This window comes from Massilia sp. LC238 (assembly GCF_000735635.1).
GTDB classification, from domain to species: Bacteria; Pseudomonadota; Gammaproteobacteria; order Burkholderiales; family Burkholderiaceae_D; genus Telluria; species Telluria varians.
This window is the reverse complement of sequence record NZ_JNNN01000066.1, coordinates 223,250-245,844: the sequence shown is the minus strand read 5'-3', so window position 1 is coordinate 245,844 and position 22,595 is coordinate 223,250. Positions and strand designations below refer to the sequence as shown.

The following is a 22,595-nucleotide window of genomic DNA, read 5'->3' as shown; positions in this document are numbered from 1 at the left end:
TGCCTGGCACAGGGCGCTGACGTTGGCTTCTGGTGCGCTTGCCAGCACCACAAATTCGAGACGAGAGGCCATCCGGGAACACTCCTTCCAAGGCATCGCACGCTCCAGTTATTGGTCGTGCGCTGATCATAAAAGGTGTTACCTATGTCTCTAGACGACTGTTACCTATGTCCCTGTGCCATACAGACCCGCCCACCCTACGAAAAACCCATCACATCAGCGTTCCAGCCGCTTGACTGCCTGCTCGATCGCCCCGAACACCGACTTCCCCTTCTCATCCAGCATCTCGATCCGGATGGTGTCGCCGAAGCGCATGAACTGGGTGACCGGCTCGCCGAACTCGATGCTCTCCAGGCAGCGCTGCTCGGCGATGCAGGAGTAGCCCTTCGACGCATCCTTGTTCGACACCGTGCCCGAGCCGACGATGCTGCCGGCGCGCACGTTGCGGCTCTTGGCCAGGTGCGCGATCAGCTGCGGGAAGTTGAAGACCATGTCCGTGCCGGCATCCGGCTGCCCGACCAGCCTGCCGTTCCAGCTCGACCTCAGCGGCAGGTGAACCTTGCCGCCGCGCCAGGCCTCGCCCAGCTCGTCCGGCGTTACCGCCACCGGCGCGAAACTGGTTGCCGGCTTCGACTGCAGGAAGCCGAAGCCCTTGGCCAGTTCGTCGGGAATCAGGTTGCGCAGCGAGACGTCGTTGGCCAGCATGAGCAGGCGGATCTGGCCGTGCGCGTCGTCGGGCGTCGATCCCATGGGCACGTCGCCGGTGACCACCGCCACCTCGGCCTCGAAGTCGATGCCCCACTCTTCGTGCGACAGCACGATGTCGTCCATCGGACCGATGAAGTCATCGCTGCCGCCCTGGTACATGAGCGGGTCCTCCCAGAACGAGGCCGGCATCTCGGCCTTGCGCGCCTTGCGCACCAGTTCGACGTGGTTGACATAGGCCGAGCCGTCGGCCCACTGGTAGGCGCGCGGCAGCGGCGACATGCAGGCGCTTGGGTCGAAGTCGAAGGGACGGCGGGCGCGGCCTTCATTGAGCAGCAGCGACAGCTCGGCCAGCTGGGGCGCGATGAAAGCCCAGTCGTCGAGCGCGGCCTGCAGGGTGGGCGCGATGCCGTCGGCGACATGGGCGGTCTTCAGGTCGCGCGAGACGACCACCAGCATCCCGTCGCGGGTGCCGTCCTTGAGCGTGGCGAGTTTCATGTGAGCGGACTCTTGTTAGCAGTCCGCAATTTTATACGAGGTTCGTAGGGTGGGCGGCTTGTGTTCTGGTCCACTGGACCAGAACACCCCACGCGGTGATAGTTAACTCCAAGATCATCCGACACAAAAGCGGAGCCGATAGCGATCACCGCGTGGGCGGGAGACCCGCCCACCCTACAAAGGCCGCCTAGTACCGCACCACGACACCGGCGCCGATGGTGCGCTGGAAGTAGTTGTAGTCGATCAGGCTCTGGCCATAGCCCGAGAACCAGTGCACATAGCCCTTGAGCGGGCCGGCCAGCGGGAAGGCCCAGCCGAGCTGGGTCGCGCCCTTGCTGGTCGAGAGGTTACGGCGCAGCATGGCGCTGAACTCGTGGCCGTCCATCCGGTAGGTGCCGGACAGTTCGGCGCGGCCCATGTAGTCGATGATGTCGGGGTTGTCATCGTCCTCGAACCGCTCGTTCAGGCGCTTCCACACGCGCGCCGTCATCGAGAAGCGGCCGCGCTCGATGCCGACCTGGGCATAGACCCGGTTCCAGCTGCGCGACAGGGTCGAGGTCTGGCCGTTCGACTGGTGGACCAGGCCCAGGTTCAGGTACTTCAGGTTGGCGCCGAAAACGCTGAAATTCAGCGGCGTCACCACCATCACCTCGGGCTGGTAGTTGGTCTCGCGGAAGGGGCTGGAAGCTTCGCTGTTGTCGGCCTGCCAGAAGCTGTTCTGAGTGTAGCCGAACCACACGTCGATCGGCAGCTCGAAGGCCGTCTCGACCGCCTTCATCTTGAAGCCGAGCTGGTACTGCAGCTCGGCGTGCGACAGCTTGCCGGTGAAGTCGACCGCGCGGAAAGGCTGGTAGGGCGCCTCGTTGGGGCGGTGGGTGCGGGTCGCGATCAGGTAGTTCTGCCGGTGCGGGCGGAACACGAAGATGCCGCGGCGGTGCTTCTCGTTCAGTTCCCAGTGCGAGTCCATGGTGTACTCGGCGGCCGCTTCGACCGCCGGATCGACCGAAGCGGCCGGGTTCGGCTGCGGCTTGGCCGGGAACGCGGTCGGCTGCTGGCCGGGAACGGAGGCGACCTCCGAGCCCTGGGCCGGCGCGGCAAGGACGGCGGGCGCGGCAGGCGTGGCGCCATGGGCCGCCGCCAGGCTGTCGAAGCAGGCCAGGCGCTCTCTGGTGTCAACCAGCTTGGTGCAGTCGGCCAGTTGCTGGGTTACCGTTAGGGTCGCCTGTTGGGCGAAGGCTGGAGTGGCGAGCAGGACGGGCAGCAGGGCTGCGGGGATCTTCTTCAAATGCATGGGCTTTCTTCGGAAACGGCTGTATGGACGCAATGACAGGGGCAAGCGTGCCCATGACATGACGGTTTGTCAACAGCAGTGTCGCGGAAAACCCGGGATGATGGCGCACCGTTTGCAGCCGCCCACCCTACCGGTTCAACCTGTTCAGCAGCTGGATGCGCAGCGCGCGGGCGCCATCCGCGTCCAGGGGGGCCAGCATCCGGCGCGCCCGTGGCGGAATATGGGCCGCCTCGCTGCCATCGCTTTCGAAGACGTAGTGGCGGAACAGCTCCTGCCAGGCGCGCCGCTGGGCGGGCGGGAGATCGCGCATGGTGAGCAGCGCCAGCATCAGGCTGCTTACCGGCGAATCCATGTGCGGCGCCGACTGGCGCCACCAGTAATTCACCAGCGCGTTGAAGGGCTCGAGCGCTTCGATGTGATGCCACCACATCGAGGGAATGAAGAGCGCGTCGCCCGGCCCCAGTTCGGCCGACCGGGCCTGCTCCATGGCCTGCGCGAAGCGCGGGAAGCGCTCCAGGTCGGGCTTGGCGAAGTCGACCAGGCTGATCGCCTGCCCGGCCGGGGTGAAGTCGAGCGGCCCGATGTACAGGTTCGACACCTGCTCCGGCGGGAACAAGGTAAAACGGCGCCGGCCCGCGGCCACGACCGCGATGTTGTCCGGCACATCGTAGTGGGCGGCGATGCGCGAGCGGTTGCCGATCCAGATGCTCACCAGCGGCACGCGCCCGCCCAGGTCGAGGTCGTTCTCGGAACGGAAGCCCGGCAGGTAGTGGTCGATCATCGTGGAACCGACGTAGACCGAGGGCGGGCGCACGTCGTCCTTGTGGTCTTCCAGTTCTTCCAGCACCTTGTCGAGCGGCGCCTTGATGGCGGCGTAATTGAAGCCGCTCAGGTCCTCGTTGTAGAAGTAGCGCCCCGCCATCTCGGGCGCGCCCAGGAAGGCCAGCACCTGTTCGCCGCGGTAGAAGCGGCGCAGGTAGGCGCCCGCCTCCTGCTGCGAGGCGTGCGCCCTGGCGACCATCGGCCAGCTCGACGCCAGCCCGCGCAGCACCACCGGTTCGGTCGAGGTCAGCAGTGCGTCGCCGAGCACACCCGGCACGCTGCGGTCGAGCTCGCGGATCGGCGCGGGTTCAGGCAGCATGGCGGCTCTCTCGACGCTCGCGGCGCGCGATCAGGTCGCGGAAGTTGGCGAGCGAGGCCACCGCCATGTAGATCGCCTCCAGGTGGCCGCCGCGGCTCAGGCGCTCGAGCGCGGCGCCCGGCAGCGCCTGCAGGCGCTCCTCGTTAATCGTATAAAAGCCCATCAGGCGGTGCTGCGAGCCGTCGTTCAACTCGATGTCGGCAACGAAGGATTCGAGCAGCGCGTGCTCTACCAGCGCGTCCACGAAGGCCGGCATGGCTTGCAGGCCCTGGTGCAGGGTCAGCAGCACCGAATGGATGCGTTCCAGGTAGGGGCTGGTGCCGCCGTAGGGCAGGAACAGTTCCTGCCCCTCAGTCCGGCTCACGCGCGGGTGGTCGATGTCAATGTGGATGTTCAGCTCGTCGCCATGGCGGCCGATCAGGAAGGGCCGGCGTTCGATGTTCAGCGGGATGTAGTGGGCATCCCAGCCTTGCGGGCCCAGGAACAGGTTCTCCCCGCTCTCGAAGCCGAACAGCGCCAGCGCCTCGTAGCCGGCGGCGTCGCCGTTGGCGCGAAAGACGATCGGGTAATGGGCCTGGACCTGGCGGAACTCCTGCGGGAAAGTCAGGCTGAACATCACGTCGTCGCCATAGGCGGCGCTGCGTTCGGGAATGACGCGCAGGTCCTTGTGTTCCAGGCTGTGCAGCAAAACGGATTGGCTCATGATTGAAGTTTCGCACAGGCGAAGCCATGCATGTAAAAAAACAGGCCGCAGGAAGAACCAATATCTGTCATTCGTAGGGTGGGCGGGTCTCCCGCCCACGCGGTCAAATCACGGTACTGCAGCCTGTACGACTGCTACTACTGCAACTATCACCGCGTGGGCGGGGAACCCGCCCACCCTACAGAACCTCCTGAATGACTGGCATTGGCACGAACACGGCCTGTCGGAAAGGCGGCAGCGGGTGCCGCCCGGCACCAAGAACTTAGAACTTGTAGCGGGCGCCCACCATGTAGCGGCGGCCGCCGGTCGATACCTGCAGCACCTGCATCTCGGAGCGGCCATGGACACGCTGGGTCGCGTCGTTGACGTTGATCGCCTCGAGGGACAGGCTCAGGTTCTTGCTGAGGTTGTAGCCGATCGAGAGGTCCAGCTGGCCGTAGGGCTCGACATAACTCGGGTTGGGCTTGCCGTTGTCGGCGGTCGAGGACAGGAAGCGGTCGCGCCAGTTGTAGGCTGCGCGCACCGACCAGTTCGTGTCTTCGTAGATGCCGACGATGTTGGCCGAGTCCGACAGGCCGACCAGCGCGAACTGGTTGCCCACGCCCAGATCGTCATAGGTCAGGCCCGACTTCACATAGGTGTAGTTGGCCTGGAAGCCGAAGCCGTTGGCGAACATGTGCTGCCAGTTGACCTCCGCGCCCTTCAGGGTGTCGCCCTGCGAGTTGACCAGGGTGGACACCTGGTAAGGCAGCGCCGGATTGCCCGCGACCCCGGTGATCGTGCCCTGGGCCACGCCGGCCGAGTTGTCGCCGGTGTAGGTCACGCCCGGCTGGCCGGCGTAATTGCGCAGGATGTAGTTGCGGATGCAGATCCGGTTCGAGACCGAGCAGCCGGAGGCCACCGCCGCATTCCAGTAGGCCCCGCCCACCGGCGTGGTCGCGCTCGGCGAACCCTCGGTGATCACGGTCGAACCCGTGTAGTCGGTCAGCTTCTTGTGGAACAGGCCCAGCGAGAGCATGCTCTGCTTGTTGTAGTACCACTCGGCCGACAGGTCCAGGTTCTTGGATTTGACCGGCTCCAGCGCCGGGTTGCCGCGGCTGACCGTCACGCCGGTGACGCTGGCGGTAGTGCCGTAGGTGCTGCCGCCGGCGATCTGGTCGTAGCGCGGACGGCCGATCGACACACCATAGCTGGCGCGCACTTTCATGTCGGAGCGCGGCTCGATGTCCCAGTCAATGCTCGGCAGGAAGTTGTTGTACTTGCCTTCCAGCGTCTCGAAGGTCTGCGATCCGAAGTCGACCGGCAGCTCGTTTTCCGAGATCCAGCGGATGCCGGTCGGCACCTTGGTCAGGCCGGTCGACGAGACCCGGGTCTGCTCGTAGCGGAAACCGATCCCGGTGTGCATCGGCATCGCGGTGTCCCAGTCGGTGTTGAACTGCAAGTAGAGCGACTTGGTCTTCTCGATCGTGGTGCGGTCGTAGGCCGGGTTGGCCAGGCTCGGGGTGTAGCCGGCGCGGTCGCCGGTGATCGCAATGGCGGCGTTGCGCACGCCTTCGAAATCGAAGGGGTGGATCTGGGTGAACAGGGCTGGATTGTCCGCGCCGCCGAGCTTGCTGAAGTAGTTGCGCAGGTTATCCGCGTGCCACAAGCTCTGGTCATAGGCATTCGACGTGACCGGCACGGTGCCGCCCCAGGTATCGCGCTGCACCTGCTGGAAGATCGACTCGTTCTTGTTCTTGGTGAAGGCCACCCCGAAGTTCAGGCCCGAGCTTTCGAACAGTTTCAGCTTGCCGCCCAGCTGGGCCTGGTCGAGCGTCATTTCGTTGCGGCCATCCTGGAACCACGAGCCCGCGACCTGGTGCGGCCTGCCGACGAAGTCGGCGCCCTGGATCGACAGCACCGGCATCTCGCTGGTGAAATCGGCGCGCGTGATGCCGCGGCTGAAGCTGGCGGTGGCCAGGTCGTTGTTGAAGCCGTAGGGGCTGTCCGACTTCGCTTCGGCCACCGAGTGGTGGGCGTCGAAGCTCAGGGTCAGGTCCGGGGTGGCGCGCCACTGGGTGTTGAAGCCGAGCGAGTTCAGGGTCGACTTGCGGGCGGAGTCGCCGCCGTTCATCGAGATGTCCTGGGGGCTGGTGTAGCGCTCTTCGTAGTACAGCGGCGAGGAAAGCGGGCCGCCGCTGAACTGGGCGCCCTGGATGTCCATGTTGTGACCGAACCAGGCGGACAGCTCGCTGTAGCGATGCTGGAGCTTGTTCTCGGCGAAGGTGTAGTCCAGGGTGGTGGTCAGCTCCTTGACCGGGCGGAACTGGAAGGTCAGCTGGCCGTTGGTGCGCTGGCGCTGGTAGCCATTCATCTTGTACGACATGTTCTGTGGCGACAGGTACAGGTCGTTGCCGCTCGGCGGGTTCTTGATGTTGACGAAGTTCGGGTTGTTCGGCTGCGGGATCGCGCCGTCGCTCGTATCGCCCATCTTGAACGGGCCCAGCCAGCCGTTGATGATGGCGGCCGTGTTGATGCCCATGTTGCGTTCCTGGTAGCTGGCGCTGGCGGACAGGCCGAACATGCCGTCGTTCCAGGTATTGCTGTACAGGCCGGAGATTTCCGGGGTGGCCGAGCGCCTGGCCTTGTTCTGGTCGGGCAGGTTGTTGTTCGACTCGTCGTACATCACCTTGGCCCCGAAGCTGGCCTGCTTGCCGAGGTCGAGCGGACGGCCGGTCATGACGTTCAGGGTGGCGCCGATGCCGCCCGGGGTGACGTCGGCACGCACGCTCTTGTACACCTGGATCTGCGACACGGCTTCCGCCGCCAGGTTGCTGAAGTCGAAGGCGCGGCCGGACTGATCGCCCAGGTTCGCGGTCGGCATCTGGCGGCCGTTGAGCAGCACCAGGTTCAGGTCCGGGCCGACGCCGCGCACGGTGACCAGGGCGCCTTCGCCGCGGTTGCGGTCGATCGACACGCCGCTGATGCGCTGCAGCGCTTCGGCCAGGTTGGTGTCGGGGAACTTGCCGATGTCGTCGGCCGCGATGCCGTCGACGAAGCCGTCCGAATTGCGCTTCAGGTTCAGCGTCGACTGCATGGCGGCGCGGATGCCGGTCACGACCACGGTGTTGGCGGCGGTGGGGGCCGCGGTGTTGGCCGGATCGGCCGCGTTGGCGACGGCGGCGGTGTTCGCTTCCTGCGCATGCGCCTGAGCGACCAGGGTGGCGCAGGCACTCGCCACGGCCAGGGTGATCAAACGACGCTTGGTACCCGGGTAGCGCGAATTACCCTTTTTTGATGTGTGCAGCACTGTGTCTCCTCTCTTCTACAAATATGGCCGCGCCCGGGTGGGAACGTGCCGCTGGTGGTGTCATCGAAAACACCTGATTGGAACTTTGTAGTGGGGCCGTGTCCGTTTGTGCCGCGTGCGATTGCTGCATCGCCTTGGCTTATAAATTGCCGCTCGGACTTTTTGTATTGACGAAAGAGTAAAGGCGATGTTTGAATTAGTCAATTCGTCGAACAAACGAACTTCGTGTTAAAACACCATGAGTCAATACAAAAAATTCATTGTGGATACGATCTAAGGGTCGCCGGGCTAGCTAATTGGCGCTGTCGACCGTGCGCTCGAGATGATTTATGAAATCGATTTCACAGCAAAATCAAGGACTTCGCGTTTTTCCGGATCAGTGATATTTCTGCAAGGAGGTGGTTATACTTGCCATGCTCCATCCGGCCGTGCATACGCGTAAAAATTTTTTTGTGTGACTGCTGGTGTTGCATAATCTTCACACTCACTTACCTTTATTGACCCATGCCCGTCACCGGTGACCACCAATTACTCAAGCAACTCAACCGGATGGCCCTGGTGCGGCAGGTCAGCACCCAGCCTGGACTGTCGCGCGCCTCGCTGGCCGAGGTGCTGGGGCTGACCAAGTCGACGATCAGCATGCTGGTGCGCGACCTGGTGGACGAAGGCTGGCTGACCGAGCGCGAGCTGATCGCCACCGGCGAAGTGGGCCGGCGCGCGACGCCGCTGCACCTCGATCCGGGCCGCCTGGCCCTGCTCGGCGCGGAGATCGGCGTGGACGAAGCGCGCGTGCTCGCCACCAACCTCCTCGGCGAAGTGCTCGACACACGCGTGGTCAGCTACGACGACAGCGCCGACCCGGCGTCCTGCATCAAGCTGGTGGCTGGCGGGCTGGTACGGCTGGCGCGCCGGCTCGGGCGCTCGACCGGGACAAGCGGCGCACGCCAGGTGCTGGGCGTCGGCGTCGGCCTGCATGGGGGGGTGGACGAGACGCTCGGCATGCTGCGCTATGCGCCCCACCTGGGCTGGCGCAACGTCGACGTGGACAGCCAATTGCGCGCGCATTTCGCCGGCACGCCGCTGGACGGGCTGCCGCTGTACATGCAGAACGAGGCGAACGTCGCGGCGCTGGCCGAGTTCGAATTCACCGGGCAGTCGGGCACCGACCCACTGGTCTACCTGTCGATCGGCTATGGCGTGGGCGCCGGCGTGATCGTCGGCGACAACCTGCTTACCGGCCTGAACGGTTTCGCGGGCGAAGTCGGGCACGCGATCCTGCAGGCCAACGGGCCGCGCTGCTCGTGCGGGCGCCGCGGCTGCGCGGACGCGCTGATCGGGCTGGGCTCATTGCTGGGCGCCGAGAAGCCGAGCCGTGCGGCGCTCGAGCGGCTGTTCGAGAAGGTGGCGCAGGGACAGCAGCAGACCTGCGCGGCGGTGAGCGCGGCCGGGGAACAGCTCGGGGTACTGCTGAACAACCTGTGGGCCGCGTTCGACCCGATGGCGATCGTCATCGGCGGGCCGGCGCTCAGCCTGGGCGACACCCTGATCGCGCCGGCACGCCGGGTGCTGGCCGGCTACGCCGATGCCGCGCTCCTGAATGCGCCGGAGATCCGCACTTCGCGCTTCGGCGCGGATGCGGTCGCGGTCGGCGCCGCGGCGCTGGCGCGCCACCGGCTCACCCGGCCGCTCGACCTGCAGAGCATGGCGCGGCGGGTGGAAAAGGCGGGGCGCCAGGTGCGGCCGTTTGGACTGGAGCCCGTAGGGTGGGCGGGGTAATTTCGGGCAATGCCCGGAATTAGGAACGCCCACGCGGTGATTGTTGACTGCTCCGCGTTCGTGCCGGATGATCTTGCTGCTAACTATCACCGCGTGGGCGGCATAGCCGCCCACCCTACGGCACCAGCAGCGCCAGCTGTTCCGGCTCCAGGTAGCACCACTCCCCTTCCTTGAGCCCGAGCGATTCCAGCGTCAGCCCGCCGATCTGCGAACGGTGCAGCGCGCTGCAATGGTTGCCCGCGGCCGCCAGCATGCGCTTGACCTGGTGGTACTTGCCCTGCTCCAGCACGATCTCGAGCAGGTGCTCGCCGCGCTGCACGCAGGATACCGCCTTGAGCGGCGCCGGCTCGTCGTGCAGCTGCACCCCGGCCAGCATCTGCTCGACCAGCGCCTCGGTGACCGGCTCGGCGGTGGTGGCCTGGTAAACCTTGGGCACGTGGCGCTTGGGCGAGGACTGGGCGTGGATGAAGGGGCCGTCGTCCGACATCAGGAGCAGTCCGGTGGTGTCGTGGTCGAGGCGGCCGACCGGCTGCACCTCGCGCCACCCGAACTGCTCGGGCAGCAGGGTCAATACGCCGGGGTGGTGGCTCGGCTTGCGCGAGCACTCGTAGTTGGCCGGCTTGTACAGCGCAAGATAGAGGTGTTCGCGGTAGCGCCACTCCTCGTCGAACACCGTCAGCACCAGGTCGGTCGTATCGAACGTGGCCTTGTAATTGTCTTCGACCGCGCCGTTGACCAGCACGTCGCCGTCCTCGATCAGCGCGCGGCAGTATTTGCGGGTGCCGAATCCCTGCGATTGCAGGATCCGGTCCAGGGATAGTTTGCTCATGGGGCGCCACTTTAACAGAAGGGGCTGTCCCGACAAAGCGCTGCCCGCGCCCGTTTCCCTGGCGCTGATTACCCATTTGAGGTAAGTAATATTCCGACAGGCCTTCGGATGCTTCCGCACATTTGATGCGCGTCAAGCCTAGGAAGATTCTGATTGATAGACTTCAACGCGTTAGGAATCCACCTAACGACACGAGGATATCTTTAGCGCATACGTCCTCGCCCAGACTAATAGGACAAGACCGTGCATACCGACGCGCAACCGACCGATGGAGTTCTTCCGCAAGCAGCCGATCCTGCCGAGCGGCGCCAGATGGCCAGATTCCATGCTGCCCTGTTCCCCACCCGGCTGGCGCTGTCGCGCTGGCAGCATGGTGGCCACATTCCCCACCTGCATCATGGTGCGCCGGCGCTGCGTGCCGCCTGGTATGCCGCTGCCCGGCGCGATTTCCAGGCCTGGCTCGATCGCGGCGGCTTCAGCCAGTACGAGGATGTCTCCCGTGCGCTGCCTGCTGCGCGGCCTGCCGGCTGCCAGCCGGTGCGCGATGGCGATACCCAGCAGATCGGTACCTGCACGTAGTTCCTGCCCAGTAAATGAAAACGACGGCCAAGGCCGTCGTTTCCACTTCCTGAGAAGGATCACTACTGTGAGGAATTGAATTCTCTCGAAGCTGCACCTGGTGTGCAGTTGGGGTGCGGCTCTCGATCCGGGTGGCGATGACGTTTGCTGTCTTGCCAGTCCGCCCTCGAGTCGCACCACCTCAATATAGAACATGTTCCGCAGGATGCAAGCAAAATATCAACGAAGCTGCGGAACAGCTCCCTTGTAGGCGGCCTTCACCGCGCCATTGCCCACTGCCGCGCCGAATTTCTTCAGCACACGCTCCGGCAAGCCCTCGTGGGCGGTGTAGTCGACGATGTCCTCGGCCTTGACGATGTCGCGCGCCACGGTGTCGACGGTGCCGTAGCCATCGGCCAGGCCCATCGCCACTGCCCGTTCCCCGGTCCAGTACAGACCGGAGAAGGTTTCCGGGGTTTCCTTCAGGCGCTTGCCGCGGCCGGCGCGCACCACCGAGATGAACTGCTGGTGGATTTCGTTCAGCATCGCCTGGGCGTGCGCCTTGTGCTTGTCGGACTGCGGGCTGAACGGGTCGAGGAAGCCCTTGTTCTCGCCGGCGGTGAGCAGGCGCCGCTCGACGCCCAGCTTTTCCATGGTGCCGACAAAGCCGAAGCTGTCCATCAGCACACCCACCGAACCGACGATCGAGGCCTTGTTCACATAGATGCGGTCGGCCGCCGAGGCGATGTAGTAGCCGCCCGAGGCGCAGATCTCGTCCACCACCACGTACAGGGGCTTGTCCGGGTAGCCGCGCTTGAGGCGCTGGATCTCGTCGACGATGATGCCGGCCTGCACCGGGCTGCCGCCCGGGCTGTCGATGCGCAGTACCACCGCGGCCGAACCGGCGTCGGAAAAGGCCTTGTTCAGCGAGGGGATCACGGTGTCGGCCGCGCCGCTGCCTTCGGCTTCGATCTCGCCGTTGATTTCGATCAAGGCCGTGTGGCGGCCCAGGTTTTCGTCGCCGCCGAAGCCGATGCTGGAATCGTAATACGTGACCAGTGCCAGGATCGCGACCAGCAGGAAGCTCAGCTTGAAGAAGATGCCCCAGCGGCGCGCGGCGCGGCGCTCCTGCACGGTGGCAAACACCAGTTTTTCGAGGGTCGCGCGTTCCCAGTTGCCGATGCTGGGATCGGCGGCAAGCCGTTTGTCGGCCTGGCTGGAGGGATCGTGGTCGTGACTCGCTTGCTCGCTCATTCGCTCAACATTCCGGTTTCGATATTGTTACACTACAGGGCGTCCGCGCCATTCACGGCGCGGGCGCGCACACCATCTCATCGGGCTGCCACCAGATGCCGCCATCCCGTTCGCTCACGGCGATCGGCCGCAGCCGGCCGCCGCGGCACGGTCCGCCGGCGCACTTGCCGGTGTCCGGCTGGTACACCGCCCCGTGGGTCGCGCACATCAGGTACAGGCCGCTCGACTCGAAAAAATCGCCCTCCGACCAGTCGAGTTCGATGGGTACGTGCGCACAACGGTTCAGGTAAGCAAATGGTTTACCCGCATAACGTACCACAAAGCCGGTCGCCGGATGCCCAAAGGCAATAACCGGAAAGCGCACACCCTTGCCGCCGTCGAGCAGCGCGGATGCTTCGCATACGAACAGGCTGCTATCGTCGGTCATCGTTACGCGTTTTCCAGCAGCCAGGTGTGCAGCTCAGGGATCGAGCGGGCCGAGAAGATCGGCTCGCAGGCCTGCAGCTGGTGCACCGGATGGGCGCCGAATTCGACCGCGATACCGGCGGCGCCGGCATTGTTCGCCATCATCAGGTCGTGGGTGGTGTCGCCGATCATCACGGTGCGGCGCAGGTCCTGGCCCAGTTCGCGCGTCAGTTCCTGCAGCATGGCCGGGTGCGGCTTGGAGAAGGTCTCGTCGGCGCAGCGGGTGGCGTCGAACATGGCCAGCAGGCCGGCCGCGTTCATGGCGCGGTTCAGGCCCACGCGGCTCTTGCCCGTGGCCACCGCCAGGAAGTAGCCCTGCTGCGCAAGATCGGTCAACATCTCGCGAACTCCCTTGAACAGCACCAGTTCGTGGTCCTTGGTCAGGAAGTGGTAGCGGTAGCGCTCCACCATGCGCGGGTACAGCACCGGGTCGATGTCCGGCAGCACCGCCTGCATGGCCTCGGACAGGCCGAGGCCGATCACGTGCGAGGCCGAGGCGTCGCTCGGTACCGGCAGCCCGAGGTCGCGGGCCGCCGACTGGATACAGCGGACGATCGCCGCCGTGCTGTCCATCAGCGTGCCGTCCCAGTCGAAAACGATCAGGTCAAATTGCTTTCTTGGCATTGTATGTTTTTGTAGGGTGGGCGGGTCTCCCGCGCACGCGGTCAACCAGCTGCAAGATCATCGTGATCGGCCATTCAATCCTCAACAATCACCGCGTGGGCGGGGAACCCGCCCACCCTACGTTTCTATATTTATATAAGTGGTTGCCCCAAGCTTACCAAGAATCGGTCGCACTCGGCCGGCAGCGGCGCGCGCAAGGTCAGCGGCTGGCCGGTGTCGGGGTGGGTAAACGTGATCTGGTAAGCGTGCAGGAACATGCGCTTGAGCGCCCCGCGCTCGGCAGTTGCCTTCTGAAGCTGCTTGTTCAATGCAAAATCGCCGTATTTCTCGTCACCGAGGATCGGAAAGCCGCTCGAGGCCAGGTGCACGCGGATCTGGTGCGTGCGGCCGGTCTTGAGCTCGGCCTCGAGCAGGGCAAAGTCCTTCCACTTGCGCTTCAGGTTGAACACCGTGTGCGCTTCCTGGCCGCCGGCCTGCACCACCACGCGGCGCTCGCCGTCCGGCGTCGTGAATTTATGTAAAGGGAGCTTTACATGCTGGCGCTTGTTGGTCCAGTCGCCAAGCACCGCGGTGAGGTAGCGCTTGTCGGTCACGCCGTCGCGCATCTGGTCGTGCAGGTTGGTCAAGGCCGAGCGCTTCTTGGCGATGAGCAGCAGGCCCGATGTCTCGCGGTCGAGCCGGTGCACCAGTTCCAGGAACTTGGCCTGCGGCCGCGCCGCGCGCAGCTGCTCGATGACGCCATAGGACACGCCCGAGCCGCCGTGCACGGCGACGCCGGCCGGCTTGTCGATGACGAGCAGGTGCGTGTCCTCGAACACGATCGGGAACTCGACGCCGGGCGTGGCCTGCTGGCTGGCCTTCTCGGCGATGCGGATCGGCGGAATGCGCACCAGGTCGCCTTCGACGAGGCGGTACAGCTGGTCGATGCGGCCCTTGTTGACCCGCACTTCCCCCGAACGGAGGATGCGGTAGATGTGGCTTTTCGGGACGCCTTTGCAGACGCGCAACAGATAGTTATCGATGCGCTGGCCGGCCTCTTCCTCGGTGATTGTCACGAACTGCGCCTGGATTGTTGGCTGTGATGAAGGGGGAACAACATCGTTCTGTACCACTGTTCGCATTGTCTTCCCAGAAATTCTCTCTAAGTCCTTCATTTTGAATATATAATCGACAGGCGGCGGTCAAACCTCTGCTGGTGTAAGAATTAAAACGATATTTTACACAGGGGCGCGCTCCACCGGCCCCGCCATGAGCAAATTCGGTGGAAAAAAACGTGTACGCACATTCAGGCGCGAATCAGGGTTGCACCTGCAGTTGCAATCGGGTTGGGTGGCTGGATGCAGGATGGACTGTTTGGATTTGTATGGATAAGTACCGGCAAGCCGCGCCGTTCGCGGCTCGCCGGTTGATGGTGTCGATAACGCTTGTCGTTGTGGCCCGACCCGATGTCAGCCTCACCTGAAGGCTGAGCGTTACGGAAGGCTGATTGATCGCCTCGGTATCGAAGTCTTGGTTGTTCGCTGGCTACGGTTTGGCTCGTTGTTGCACACCGCCCCGCTGTCTCCGCCGTGCCCACCCCAACGTGGTGGCAGGCGGACCAGCTGCTGGTTGCGGCGTGCGTAGACAATGACGTTCGACTCCACTGCGCCCCGTGCGGCAGCGATGCATTGCGTCGCCCTGCCCCGTTCCGGGTATTCCCCCCTCCAGCATTCCTTCTCCGCGTACATTCCCTGTACTTTCGCCGCGCCTAACCAGCGCGGCATGACACGGCCTTCGGGTCGCGGAGTTAATAAAAATGAAACGCATGTTGTTTAATGCTACGCAGCAAGAGGAGCTGCGCGTAGCGATTGTCGACGGCCAGAAGCTGATCGACATCGATATCGAGACCGCCGGTCGCGAGCAACGCAAGTCCAATATCTACAAGGGTGTCATCACCCGCATCGAACCCTCCCTCGAAGCCTGCTTCGTTTCCTACGGCGAAGACCGCCACGGTTTCCTCCCCTTCAAGGAAGTTGCCCGTTCTTATTTCCGCGATGGCGTCGACGTGCGTAACTGCACGATCAAGGAAGCCCTCAAGGAAGGCCAGGAAATCATGGTCCAGGTCGAGAAAGAGGAACGCGGCAACAAGGGTGCCGCACTGACCTCCTTCATCTCGCTGGCCGGCCGCTACCTGGTCCTGATGCCGAACAACCCGCGCGGCGGCGGCGTGTCGCGCCGCGTCGAAGGTGAAGAGCGCCAGGAACTGCGCGAAACCATGGACAAGCTCGACCTGCCGCAGGGCATGTCGGTCATCGCCCGCACCGCCGGCATCGGCCGCACGGTCGAAGAACTGCAGTGGGACCTGAACTACCTGATGCAGCTGTGGCGCGCGATCGAAGGCGCCGGCAAGTCGGCCGCCGGTCCGTTCCTGATCTACCAGGAAAGCTCGCTGGTGATCCGCGCGATCCGCGACTACTTCCAGCCGGACATCGGCGAAGTCCTGATCGACACCGACGAGATTTTCGACCAGGCGCAGCAATTCATGTCGCACGTGATGCCGGACATGGCGCACCGCGTGAAGCGCTACAGCGACGACGTGCCGCTGTTCTCGCGCTTCCAGATCGAACACCAGATCGAGACCGCCTACGCGCGCACCGTGCCGCTGCCATCGGGCGGCGCGATCGTCATCGACCACACCGAAGCCCTGGTTTCCATCGACGTCAACTCGGCACGCGCCACGCGCGGCTCCGACATCGAAACCACCGCCTTCAACACCAACTGCGAAGCGGCCGACGAAGTGGCCCGCCAGCTGCGCTTGCGCGACCTGGGCGGCCTGATCGTGATCGACTTCATCGACATGGAAGTGGCCAAGAACCAGCGCGAGGTGGAAAGCCGCCTGAAGGAAGCCCTGCACCATGACCGTGCACGCGTCCAGATGGGCAAGATCTCGCGCTTCGGCCTCATGGAGCTCTCGCGCCAGCGCCTGCGTCCTTCCCTGTCGGAAGGCTCGCACGTGACCTGCCCGCGCTGCTCGGGCACCGGCCACATCCGCGATACCGAATCCTCGGCCCTGCAAGTCCTGCGCATCATCCAGGAAGAGGCCATGAAGGAGAACTCGGCCGCGATCCACGTGCAGGTGCCGGTCGACGTCGCCGCCTTCCTGCTGAACGAGAAGCGCGGCGAAGTGCTCAAGATCGAGAACCGCCACCGCATCACCGTGATCCTGATCCCGAACAAGCATCTGGACACCCCGCACTACAAGCTCGAGCGCATCAAGCACGACGACCCGCGCCTGGAAGACGCCGCCGCCAGCTACACCATGGCGGAATCGGCCGAGACCGACATGGGCTTCGCCAAGCGCCAGAAGGAAGAAGCCAAGCCGCGCCAGGAAGCCGTGGTCAAGACCATCACCCCGGCCCAGCCGGCCCCGATGGTGGACCGCAGCGAAGCGGCCAAGCCGGCCAAGGCCGCCGCCCCGGCAGCCCCGGTCGCGGCTCCGGCGCCAGCCGCACCGGCACCAAGCGAGCTGGGCTTCTTCGCCCGCATCAAGAAATTCTTCATGGGCGAGCCGATCCCGCCGGCGCCGGCACCGGCGCCCGTGGTGGCTGAAAAGCCGGCCGCACCGGCAGCTGCAGCCGAGCGCGGCGAACGCGCCGGCCGCAATGGCCAGCGCACCCGCAACGGCCGCGGCGCCAAGGGTGGCCGTGACCGCGACGAGCGCGACCTGACTGCCAAGCTTGAAGAAGGCGTCAAGCCGGTGGAAGCCGAAGCCAAGCCGGCCCGCCAGCCGCGCGAGAAGCGTGAGCCGCGCGAAGCACGCGCACCGCGCGAGCCGCGTGAGCAGCTCGACACCGCAGCGGCCGCGCCGCGCGCCGAGCGCGAGCCGGGCGAACGCAAGGAACGCGCACCGCGCCAGCCGCGTGGCGAGCGCACCGAGCGCGCCGTCCAGCAGCCGGTCGAAGCCAAGGCGGAAGAGCTGAAGCTGCAGGCCGTCCCGGCCCCGAGCGACGAAAGCGAACTGTCGACCACCACCCCGCACGGCGACGTGCTGGACCACGCGGTGAAAGTGGCAGCACCGGGCGCCAACGGCGAGGAACTGGACGCCGAAGGCGGCGACGAGCCGCGCCGCCGCCGCCGCCGCGGTGGCCGCAACCGCAACCGCCGCGACCGTGACCAGGTCGAAGGTATGGAATCGGCAGAAGGCATCGACGGCGCCCCGGCCTTCACGCCGGTCGCCGACGAGGAAGCCGCCAAGGTCGCGGCCCAGGCCAAGTCTGCGCCGAAGGCGAAGGCTGCCGGCGAACAGGGTCCGTGGCCCTTCCCGACCGCTGCATCGGTGGCTGCCAAGGCGAAGGCCGAAGCGGACGCCGTGGCTGCTGCGGCTGCACCGGCTCCGGTTGCCGCGCCGGCACCGGTTGCCGAAGCTGCTCCGGCAGTGGCTGCGGCAGTGGAACGTGGTCCGTGGGTCTTCCCGACCGCGGCATCGATGGCTGCCCTGAAGGCCCCGGCCGCCCCGGCTGCAGAGCCGGCACCGGCGCCTGTGGCTGAAGCACCGGCTGCGCCGGTTGCTCCGGTTGCTCCGGTTGCTCCGGTCGCTCCGGTGGCTGCCGAGCCTGTGCAGGCAGCCCCGGCGCCCGTCGCCGCTGCGCCGGCACCGGCTCCTGCACCGAGCGCCGCGCCGATCGACATGAACGACCTGCTGTCCAAGGCCGGCCTGCAGCTCGCATCGACCGATCCGGAAAAGCTGCGCGCCGCCCAGGAAGCCGCCGCCCAGGCCAATCCTCCGCAGCGCGTCGGCCGCGCCCGCAAGCCGGTCCAGGCGCCGGTGGACGAGCCGCTGATCCAGGTGGATACGCGCCAGTAAGCGCTAGCTTGCTGTCGTAGCGAAAAGGGAAGCCCACCGGGCTTCCCTTTTTGTTTGGCGTTCACGGTACGCCAGCAAAATTGGGTTCCGGCCTTCGCCGGAACGACGTGCTTGAGGTAGTGGCTAAACGTCGCACCAATTTTGTTCACTTGGCCTAAAGACCGTCATCCCGGCGCAGGCCGGGATCCAATTTCCTCACCGAAGTCGCGCCCGCAAGCAATAAGTCATATTGCTGGGTTACGATGACAAGCATGCAATCCCCCGCCCCCATCAGCTTCCGCGAAGCCCTGCTCTACTGGCTCAAGCTCGGCTTCATCAGCTTCGGCGGCCCCGCCGGCCAGATTGCCCTGATGCACGGCGAACTGGTCGAGCGCCGCCGCTGGATTTCCGAGCAGCGCTTCCTGCACGCCCTGAACTACTGCATGCTGCTGCCCGGCCCCGAGGCGACCCAGCTGGCGGTCTACATCGGCTGGCTCCTGCACCGCACCTGGGGCGGCATCCTGGCCGGGCTGCTGTTCATCCTGCCCTCGCTGGTCCTCCTGACCGGCCTGTCCTGGATCTACCTCACCTGGGGCCACCTGCCGGTCATCGCCGGCATCATGGCCGGCATCAAGCCGGCCGTGGTGGCGATCGTCATCGCCGCCGCCTGGCGCATCGGCACGCGCACCCTGCGCAACGGCATGCTCGCCGCCATCGCCGCGCTGGCCTTCGTCGCCATCGCCCTGCTCGACATTCCCTTCCCGCTGATCGTGCTGGCCGCAGCAACGGCCGGCTTCGCCGGCGGCCGTCTCTGGCCCCAGCGCTTCCAGCCCGGCGGCGGACACCCGGCCGACCGCAAGCACTATGGCCCCGCCCTGATCGACGACGATACACCCAGCCCGGCGCACGCCCGCTTCTCGCTGCGTGCCCTGCTCAAGGCCCTGCTCATCGGCATCGGCCTGGCGCTCGCCGCCTGGCTCGTGCTTGCCGCCGTGTATGGCGTGGATGGGACGCTGGCGCGCATGGGCTGGTTCTTCACCAAGGCCGCCCTGATGACCTTCGGCGGCGCCTATGCCGTGCTGCCCTACGTGGTGCAGGGCGCGGTCGAGAAGTACGGCTGGCTCAGCGCCACCCAGATGATCGACGGGCTGGCGCTGGGCGAGACCACGCCCGGTCCCCTGATCATGATCGTGGCCTTCGTCGGCTTCGTCGGCGGCTGGACCCATGCGCTGTTCGGCCCGGACGCGCTGGCCCTGGGCGGCATCGCCGGCGCACTGGTAGCGAGCCTGTTCACCTTCCTGCCCTCGTTCGTCTTCATCCTGGCCGGCGGACCGCTGGTCGAGTCGGGGCGCGGCAACGTGCGGCTGACGGCGCCGCTGACCGCGATCTCCGCCGCCGTGGTCGGGGTGGTCGCCAGCCTGGCCGTGTTCTTCGGCCAGCACGTGTTCTTTGCCGGCGGCCAGGTCCGGCCTGGGGCGATCGCCATCGGCGCCGCCGCCAGCATCGCCCTGCTGCGCTACAAGGTGGGGCCGATCAAGCTGATCGCCGTCTGTGCGCTGGCGGGGGTCGTGCTATCGTATTGGCATGCCTGACAAAATCATTCCGATTACCGACCTGCGTTCGCCCGCGATGGCGGTCCCGGGCGCGCTGGAAGCGCCAAGCGGTCTCCTCCTGGACGCCCTGGGCCGGCCGCTGCACGACCTGCGCATCTCGGTGACCGACCGCTGTAACTTCCGCTGCGTCTACTGCATGCCGAAAGAGGTCTTCGACAAGGACTACGCCTACCTGCCGCACGGCGACCTGCTCTCCTTCGAAGAAATCACGCGCGTGGCGCGCCTGTTCATCGCCCACGGCGTCGAGAAGATCCGCCTGACCGGCGGCGAGCCGCTGCTGCGCAAGAACCTCGAAGGCCTGGTCGGCATGCTGCGTTCCCTGAGCACGCCCAGCGGGCGCCCGCTCGACCTCACGCTCACCACCAACGGCTCGCTGCTGGCGCGCAAGGCCCGGGCCCTGAAGGATGCCGGCCTGGACCGCGTCACGGTCTCGCTCGACGCGCTGGACGACACGGTGTTCCGGCGCATGAACGACGTCGACTTCGCGGTGGCCGACGTGCTGCACGGCCTGGATGCGGCGCACGCCGCCGGGTTGGGGCCGATCAAGGTCAACATGGTGGTCAAGCGCGGCACCAACGAGGACCAGATCCTGCCGATGGCGCGCCACTTCAAGGGTTCGCCCTTCATCCTGCGCTTCATCGAATACATGGACGTGGGCGCCTCGAACGGCTGGAACATGGACGAAGTCATCCCTTCCGCCGAAGTAGTGCGCCAGATCGGGCTTGAATTGCCGCTCGCGCCGCTTGCCGCCAACTACAGCGGCGAGACCGCCGCCCGCTGGCGCTACCTGGACGGCAGCGGCGAAGTCGGCGTCATCTCCAGCGTCACGCAAGCCTTCTGCCACGACTGCACCCGCCTGCGCCTGTCCACCGAGGGCAAGCTCTACACCTGCCTGTTCGCCACCCGCGGCCACGACCTGCGCTCCCTGCTGCGCGGCCAACGCAGCGACGCCGACATCGCGGGCGCGATCGCCCAGCTGTGGCGCGGGCGCGCCGACCGCTATTCGGAAACGCGCACCGTCGAGTCGTCGGGGCTGGCGCACGGCGGCAAGAAGGTCGAGATGTCGTATATCGGCGGTTAATTTCGGGCTCACATGGACAAGAAACTCATCACGGGACTCATCCTGGCGGGCGGCCGTGGCTCGCGCATGGGCAATGTGGACAAGGGCCTGCAGCCCTTCCGCGGCAAACCGATGGCGCAGCACGCGATCGAGCGCCTGCTGCCGCAGGTCGGCTCGGTCATGGTCAATGCCAACCGCAACATCGATAGCTGGCTGGAGCTGGCCGCGCCGGTTTGGCAGGACGAAACGCCCGGCTTCGCGGGACCGCTGGCGGGCCTGGAAGCCGGCCTGCGCCACTGCGTCACGCCCTGGCTGCTGGCGGTGCCCTGCGATTCGCCCTTCCTGCCTCCCGACCTGGCCGAGCGCCTGAGCGCCGCGGTCGAAGAACACGATGCGGACCTCGCCTTTGCCGTCACCCAGGAGCCGGGCATGCGGCCCCAGCCCCATCCGGTGTTCTGCCTGGTGAAGGCGAGCCGGCTGCCGGTGCTGTCGCAATACCTGCTCGAGGGCGGACGCCGCATGGACGGCTGGTACAAGGACCTGAAGGCGGTCGAGGTGCTGTTCGAGGATGCCGACGCTTTCCGCAACATCAACACGCTGGAAGAACTGCAAGGCTTCGACGACACGCTGCCCTTGAGCCTGGCGAAGGTGACGAGCTGCCTGTCCGGCTACGATCCCGACGCCCTGCCCGTGCGCGACGCCCAGCACATCATCCGCGAATTCGTGCAGCCGGTGCGCGCAGTGGAAAAAGTCGCGCTGCGCGCCGCACTCGGCCGCGTGCTCGCCAAGGACGTGATCTCGCCGATCAACGTGCCGGCGCATGACAACTCGGCCATGGACGGTTTCGCGCTGCGCGGCGAAGACCTGCGCGCCGACGCACCGGTGACGCTGCGCGTGATCGGCACGACCTACGCCGGCAATGCTTCCGGCCTGGTTCCCGCCGCGGGCGAGTGCGTGCGCATCATGACGGGCGGTGTCATGCCGGAAGGTTGCGACAGCGTCGTGCCGCAGGAATTCGTCACCCAGGAAGGCGAGACCGTCACCCTGCCCGCCGGCGTGATCCGCGCGGGCGACAACCGCCGCTTCGCCGGCGAAGACCTGAAGGCCGGCAGCCCGGCCTTGCAAGCGGGCCGCGTGGTGCGCCCCGCCGATCTCGGCATGATGGCCTCGCTCGGTATCGCCGAAGTCGCGGTGCAGCGCCGCCTGCGCGTGGCCTTCTTCTCGACCGGCGACGAACTGCGCTCGGTCGGCGAGCCGCTGGGTGAAGGCTGCGTCTACGACAGCAACCGCTACACCATCTACGGCATGCTGCAGCGCCTGGGCTGCGACATCATCGACATGGGTGTCGTGCGCGACGACCCGCAAGCCTTGGAAGAGGCCCTGCGCAGCGCCTGCGAGAACGCGGACGCCATCATCACCTCGGGCGGCGTGTCGGTCGGCGCGGCCGACTACACCAAGCAGATCATGGCCAAGCTGGGCGACGTGACCTTCTGGAAGATCGGCATGCGTCCCGGACGCCCGCTGGCCTTCGGCCGCGTCCATTCGAACGGCCGCAGCGCCTTCCTGTTCGGGCTGCCGGGCAATCCGGTGGCGGTGATGGTGTCCTTCTACTTCTTCGCGCGCGAGGCCCTGCTGCGCATGATGGGCGCCGAAGCCCCGCTGCCGCTGCTGCGCGCGCGCTCAGGCGGCGCGATCCGCAAGAAGCCCGGCCGCACCGAATACCAGCGCGGCATCCTCGCGCCTGGCGCAGATGGCCAGCCGGAAGTGCGCATCACCGGCTCGCAGGGCTCGGGCATCCTGCGCTCGATGTCCGAGGCGAACTGCATGGTGGTGCTGCACGACGAGCAGGGCAATGTCGCGGCGGGCGACATGGTCGATGTGCTCGTGTTCGAGGGATTAATGTAGGGTGGGCGGCTTCGCCGCCCACGCGGCCAACTCACGTTTGATCAACCACACATCTTTCATCC

At 65.9% G+C, this 22,595-nt stretch carries 16 protein-coding genes; 6 read left to right on the top strand and 10 right to left on the bottom strand.

What is annotated here, in order from left to right; translation table 11 throughout:
• Nucleotides 1–216 precede the first annotated feature (216 nt).
• The 5 genes from FG94_RS18870 to FG94_RS18850 all read right to left on the bottom strand — a co-directional run bounded on the left by FG94_RS18870 (nucleotide 217) and on the right by FG94_RS18850 (nucleotide 7,627).
• Complete coding sequence (locus tag FG94_RS18870; protein ID WP_036214707.1) at nucleotides 217–1,203, bottom strand: fumarylacetoacetate hydrolase family protein; 987 nt, start codon at nucleotides 1,201–1,203, stop codon at nucleotides 217–219.
• A 187-nt stretch (nucleotides 1,204–1,390) separates the two neighbouring features.
• Nucleotides 1,391–2,494, bottom strand: coding sequence for a phospholipase A (locus tag FG94_RS18865; protein ID WP_036214705.1), 1,104 nt, complete (start codon nucleotides 2,492–2,494; stop codon nucleotides 1,391–1,393).
• 127 nt (nucleotides 2,495–2,621) lie between these two features.
• Nucleotides 2,622–3,635 (bottom strand): cupin-like domain-containing protein, encoded by a 1,014-nt coding sequence (locus tag FG94_RS18860; protein ID WP_036214702.1) that lies wholly within the window; start codon nucleotides 3,633–3,635, stop codon nucleotides 2,622–2,624.
• Nucleotides 3,625–4,338, bottom strand: coding sequence for a SapC family protein (locus FG94_RS18855; RefSeq protein ID WP_036214700.1), 714 nt, complete (start codon nucleotides 4,336–4,338; stop codon nucleotides 3,625–3,627). Before FG94_RS18855 ends, FG94_RS18860 begins: the two co-directional genes overlap by 11 nt.
• A gap of 262 nt (nucleotides 4,339–4,600) precedes the next feature.
• A complete protein-coding gene (locus FG94_RS18850) occupies nucleotides 4,601–7,627 on the bottom strand; it encodes a TonB-dependent receptor (RefSeq protein ID WP_229445988.1) in 3,027 nt (1,008 codons plus the stop codon).
• Between the two features lie 504 nt (nucleotides 7,628–8,131).
• Between FG94_RS18850 and FG94_RS18845 the strand changes: the two genes are divergently transcribed.
• The gene (locus FG94_RS18845; protein ID WP_081926076.1) at nucleotides 8,132–9,403 is read left to right on the top strand and encodes an ROK family transcriptional regulator; all 1,272 of its coding nucleotides are present in this window, start codon (nucleotides 8,132–8,134) and stop codon (nucleotides 9,401–9,403) included.
• Nucleotides 9,404–9,518: 115 nt separating this feature from the next.
• On the opposite strand, the gene FG94_RS18840 is transcribed toward FG94_RS18845, so the two are convergent.
• Nucleotides 9,519–10,232 carry a pseudouridine synthase gene (locus tag FG94_RS18840; RefSeq protein ID WP_036214697.1) on the bottom strand — a complete coding sequence of 238 codons (714 nt, stop codon included), beginning with the start codon at nucleotides 10,230–10,232 and terminating at the stop codon, nucleotides 9,519–9,521.
• Nucleotides 10,233–10,544: 312 nt separating this feature from the next.
• Here FG94_RS18840 and FG94_RS18835 point away from each other — a divergent pair, with 312 nt between their 5' ends.
• Entirely contained in the window at nucleotides 10,545–10,811 is a 267-nt protein-coding gene (locus FG94_RS18835; RefSeq protein WP_036214695.1) for a hypothetical protein, read from the top strand.
• A gap of 219 nt (nucleotides 10,812–11,030) precedes the next feature.
• Here FG94_RS18835 and FG94_RS18830 read toward each other — a convergent pair whose 3' ends face one another.
• From FG94_RS18830 to FG94_RS18815, 4 genes are all read right to left on the bottom strand, one after another.
• Nucleotides 11,031–12,044 (bottom strand): S49 family peptidase, encoded by a 1,014-nt coding sequence (locus FG94_RS18830; protein ID WP_036214693.1) that lies wholly within the window; start codon nucleotides 12,042–12,044, stop codon nucleotides 11,031–11,033.
• Nucleotides 12,045–12,096: 52 nt separating this feature from the next.
• Entirely contained in the window at nucleotides 12,097–12,471 is a 375-nt protein-coding gene (locus tag FG94_RS18825; RefSeq protein ID WP_036214690.1) for a Rieske 2Fe-2S domain-containing protein, read from the bottom strand.
• A 2-nt stretch (nucleotides 12,472–12,473) separates the two neighbouring features.
• The gene (locus FG94_RS18820) at nucleotides 12,474–13,133 is read right to left on the bottom strand and encodes an HAD-IIIA family hydrolase (RefSeq protein WP_036214688.1); all 660 of its coding nucleotides are present in this window, start codon (nucleotides 13,131–13,133) and stop codon (nucleotides 12,474–12,476) included.
• 131 nt (nucleotides 13,134–13,264) lie between these two features.
• Complete coding sequence (locus FG94_RS18815; RefSeq protein ID WP_152571038.1) at nucleotides 13,265–14,254, bottom strand: RluA family pseudouridine synthase; 990 nt, start codon at nucleotides 14,252–14,254, stop codon at nucleotides 13,265–13,267.
• A 674-nt stretch (nucleotides 14,255–14,928) separates the two neighbouring features.
• On the opposite strand from FG94_RS18815, the gene FG94_RS18810 reads away from it, so the two are divergent.
• The 4 genes from FG94_RS18810 to glp all read left to right on the top strand — a co-directional run bounded on the left by FG94_RS18810 (nucleotide 14,929) and on the right by glp (nucleotide 22,533).
• Nucleotides 14,929–17,976, top strand: a complete 3,048-nt coding sequence (locus FG94_RS18810; RefSeq protein ID WP_036214683.1) for an Rne/Rng family ribonuclease — start codon at nucleotides 14,929–14,931, stop codon at nucleotides 17,974–17,976.
• 251 nt (nucleotides 17,977–18,227) lie between these two features.
• The gene (gene chrA / locus FG94_RS18805) at nucleotides 18,228–19,547 is read left to right on the top strand and encodes a chromate efflux transporter (protein WP_081926075.1); all 1,320 of its coding nucleotides are present in this window, start codon (nucleotides 18,228–18,230) and stop codon (nucleotides 19,545–19,547) included.
• Entirely contained in the window at nucleotides 19,540–20,649 is a 1,110-nt protein-coding gene (gene moaA / locus FG94_RS18800) for a GTP 3',8-cyclase MoaA (RefSeq protein ID WP_036214678.1), read from the top strand. Before chrA ends, moaA begins: the two co-directional genes overlap by 8 nt.
• A 12-nt stretch (nucleotides 20,650–20,661) precedes the next feature.
• Nucleotides 20,662–22,533: a gephyrin-like molybdotransferase Glp gene (glp, locus tag FG94_RS18795; RefSeq protein ID WP_036214676.1), complete on the top strand. Its 1,872-nt coding sequence runs from the start codon at nucleotides 20,662–20,664 to the stop codon at nucleotides 22,531–22,533.
• Nucleotides 22,534–22,595: the final 62 nt, after the last annotated feature.

Excerpts from the sequence above, each read along its gene's own strand:
- FG94_RS18865 (WP_036214705.1), bottom strand. The coding sequence starts at position 2,494 with ATGCATTTGAAGAAGATCCCCGCAGCCCTGCTGCCCGTCCTGCTCGCC.
- FG94_RS18870 (WP_036214707.1), bottom strand. The coding sequence starts at position 1,203 with ATGAAACTCGCCACGCTCAAGGACGGCACCCGCGACGGGATGCTGGTG.
- FG94_RS18830 (WP_036214693.1), bottom strand. The coding sequence starts at position 12,044 with ATGAGCGAGCAAGCGAGTCACGACCACGATCCCTCCAGCCAGGCCGAC.
- glp (WP_036214676.1), top strand. The coding sequence starts at position 20,662 with ATGGACAAGAAACTCATCACGGGACTCATCCTGGCGGGCGGCCGTGGC.
- FG94_RS18810 (WP_036214683.1), top strand. The coding sequence starts at position 14,929 with ATGAAACGCATGTTGTTTAATGCTACGCAGCAAGAGGAGCTGCGCGTA.
- chrA (WP_081926075.1), top strand. The coding sequence starts at position 18,228 with ATGCAATCCCCCGCCCCCATCAGCTTCCGCGAAGCCCTGCTCTACTGG.
- FG94_RS18825 (WP_036214690.1), bottom strand. The coding sequence starts at position 12,471 with ATGACCGACGATAGCAGCCTGTTCGTATGCGAAGCATCCGCGCTGCTC.
- FG94_RS18845 (WP_081926076.1), top strand. The coding sequence starts at position 8,132 with ATGCCCGTCACCGGTGACCACCAATTACTCAAGCAACTCAACCGGATG.
- FG94_RS18855 (WP_036214700.1), bottom strand. The coding sequence starts at position 4,338 with ATGAGCCAATCCGTTTTGCTGCACAGCCTGGAACACAAGGACCTGCGC.
- moaA (WP_036214678.1), top strand. The coding sequence starts at position 19,540 with ATGCCTGACAAAATCATTCCGATTACCGACCTGCGTTCGCCCGCGATG.
- FG94_RS18835 (WP_036214695.1), top strand. The coding sequence starts at position 10,545 with ATGGCCAGATTCCATGCTGCCCTGTTCCCCACCCGGCTGGCGCTGTCG.
- FG94_RS18820 (WP_036214688.1), bottom strand. The coding sequence starts at position 13,133 with ATGCCAAGAAAGCAATTTGACCTGATCGTTTTCGACTGGGACGGCACG.
- FG94_RS18815 (WP_152571038.1), bottom strand. The coding sequence starts at position 14,254 with ATGCGAACAGTGGTACAGAACGATGTTGTTCCCCCTTCATCACAGCCA.
- FG94_RS18840 (WP_036214697.1), bottom strand. The coding sequence starts at position 10,232 with ATGAGCAAACTATCCCTGGACCGGATCCTGCAATCGCAGGGATTCGGC.
- FG94_RS18860 (WP_036214702.1), bottom strand. The coding sequence starts at position 3,635 with ATGCTGCCTGAACCCGCGCCGATCCGCGAGCTCGACCGCAGCGTGCCG.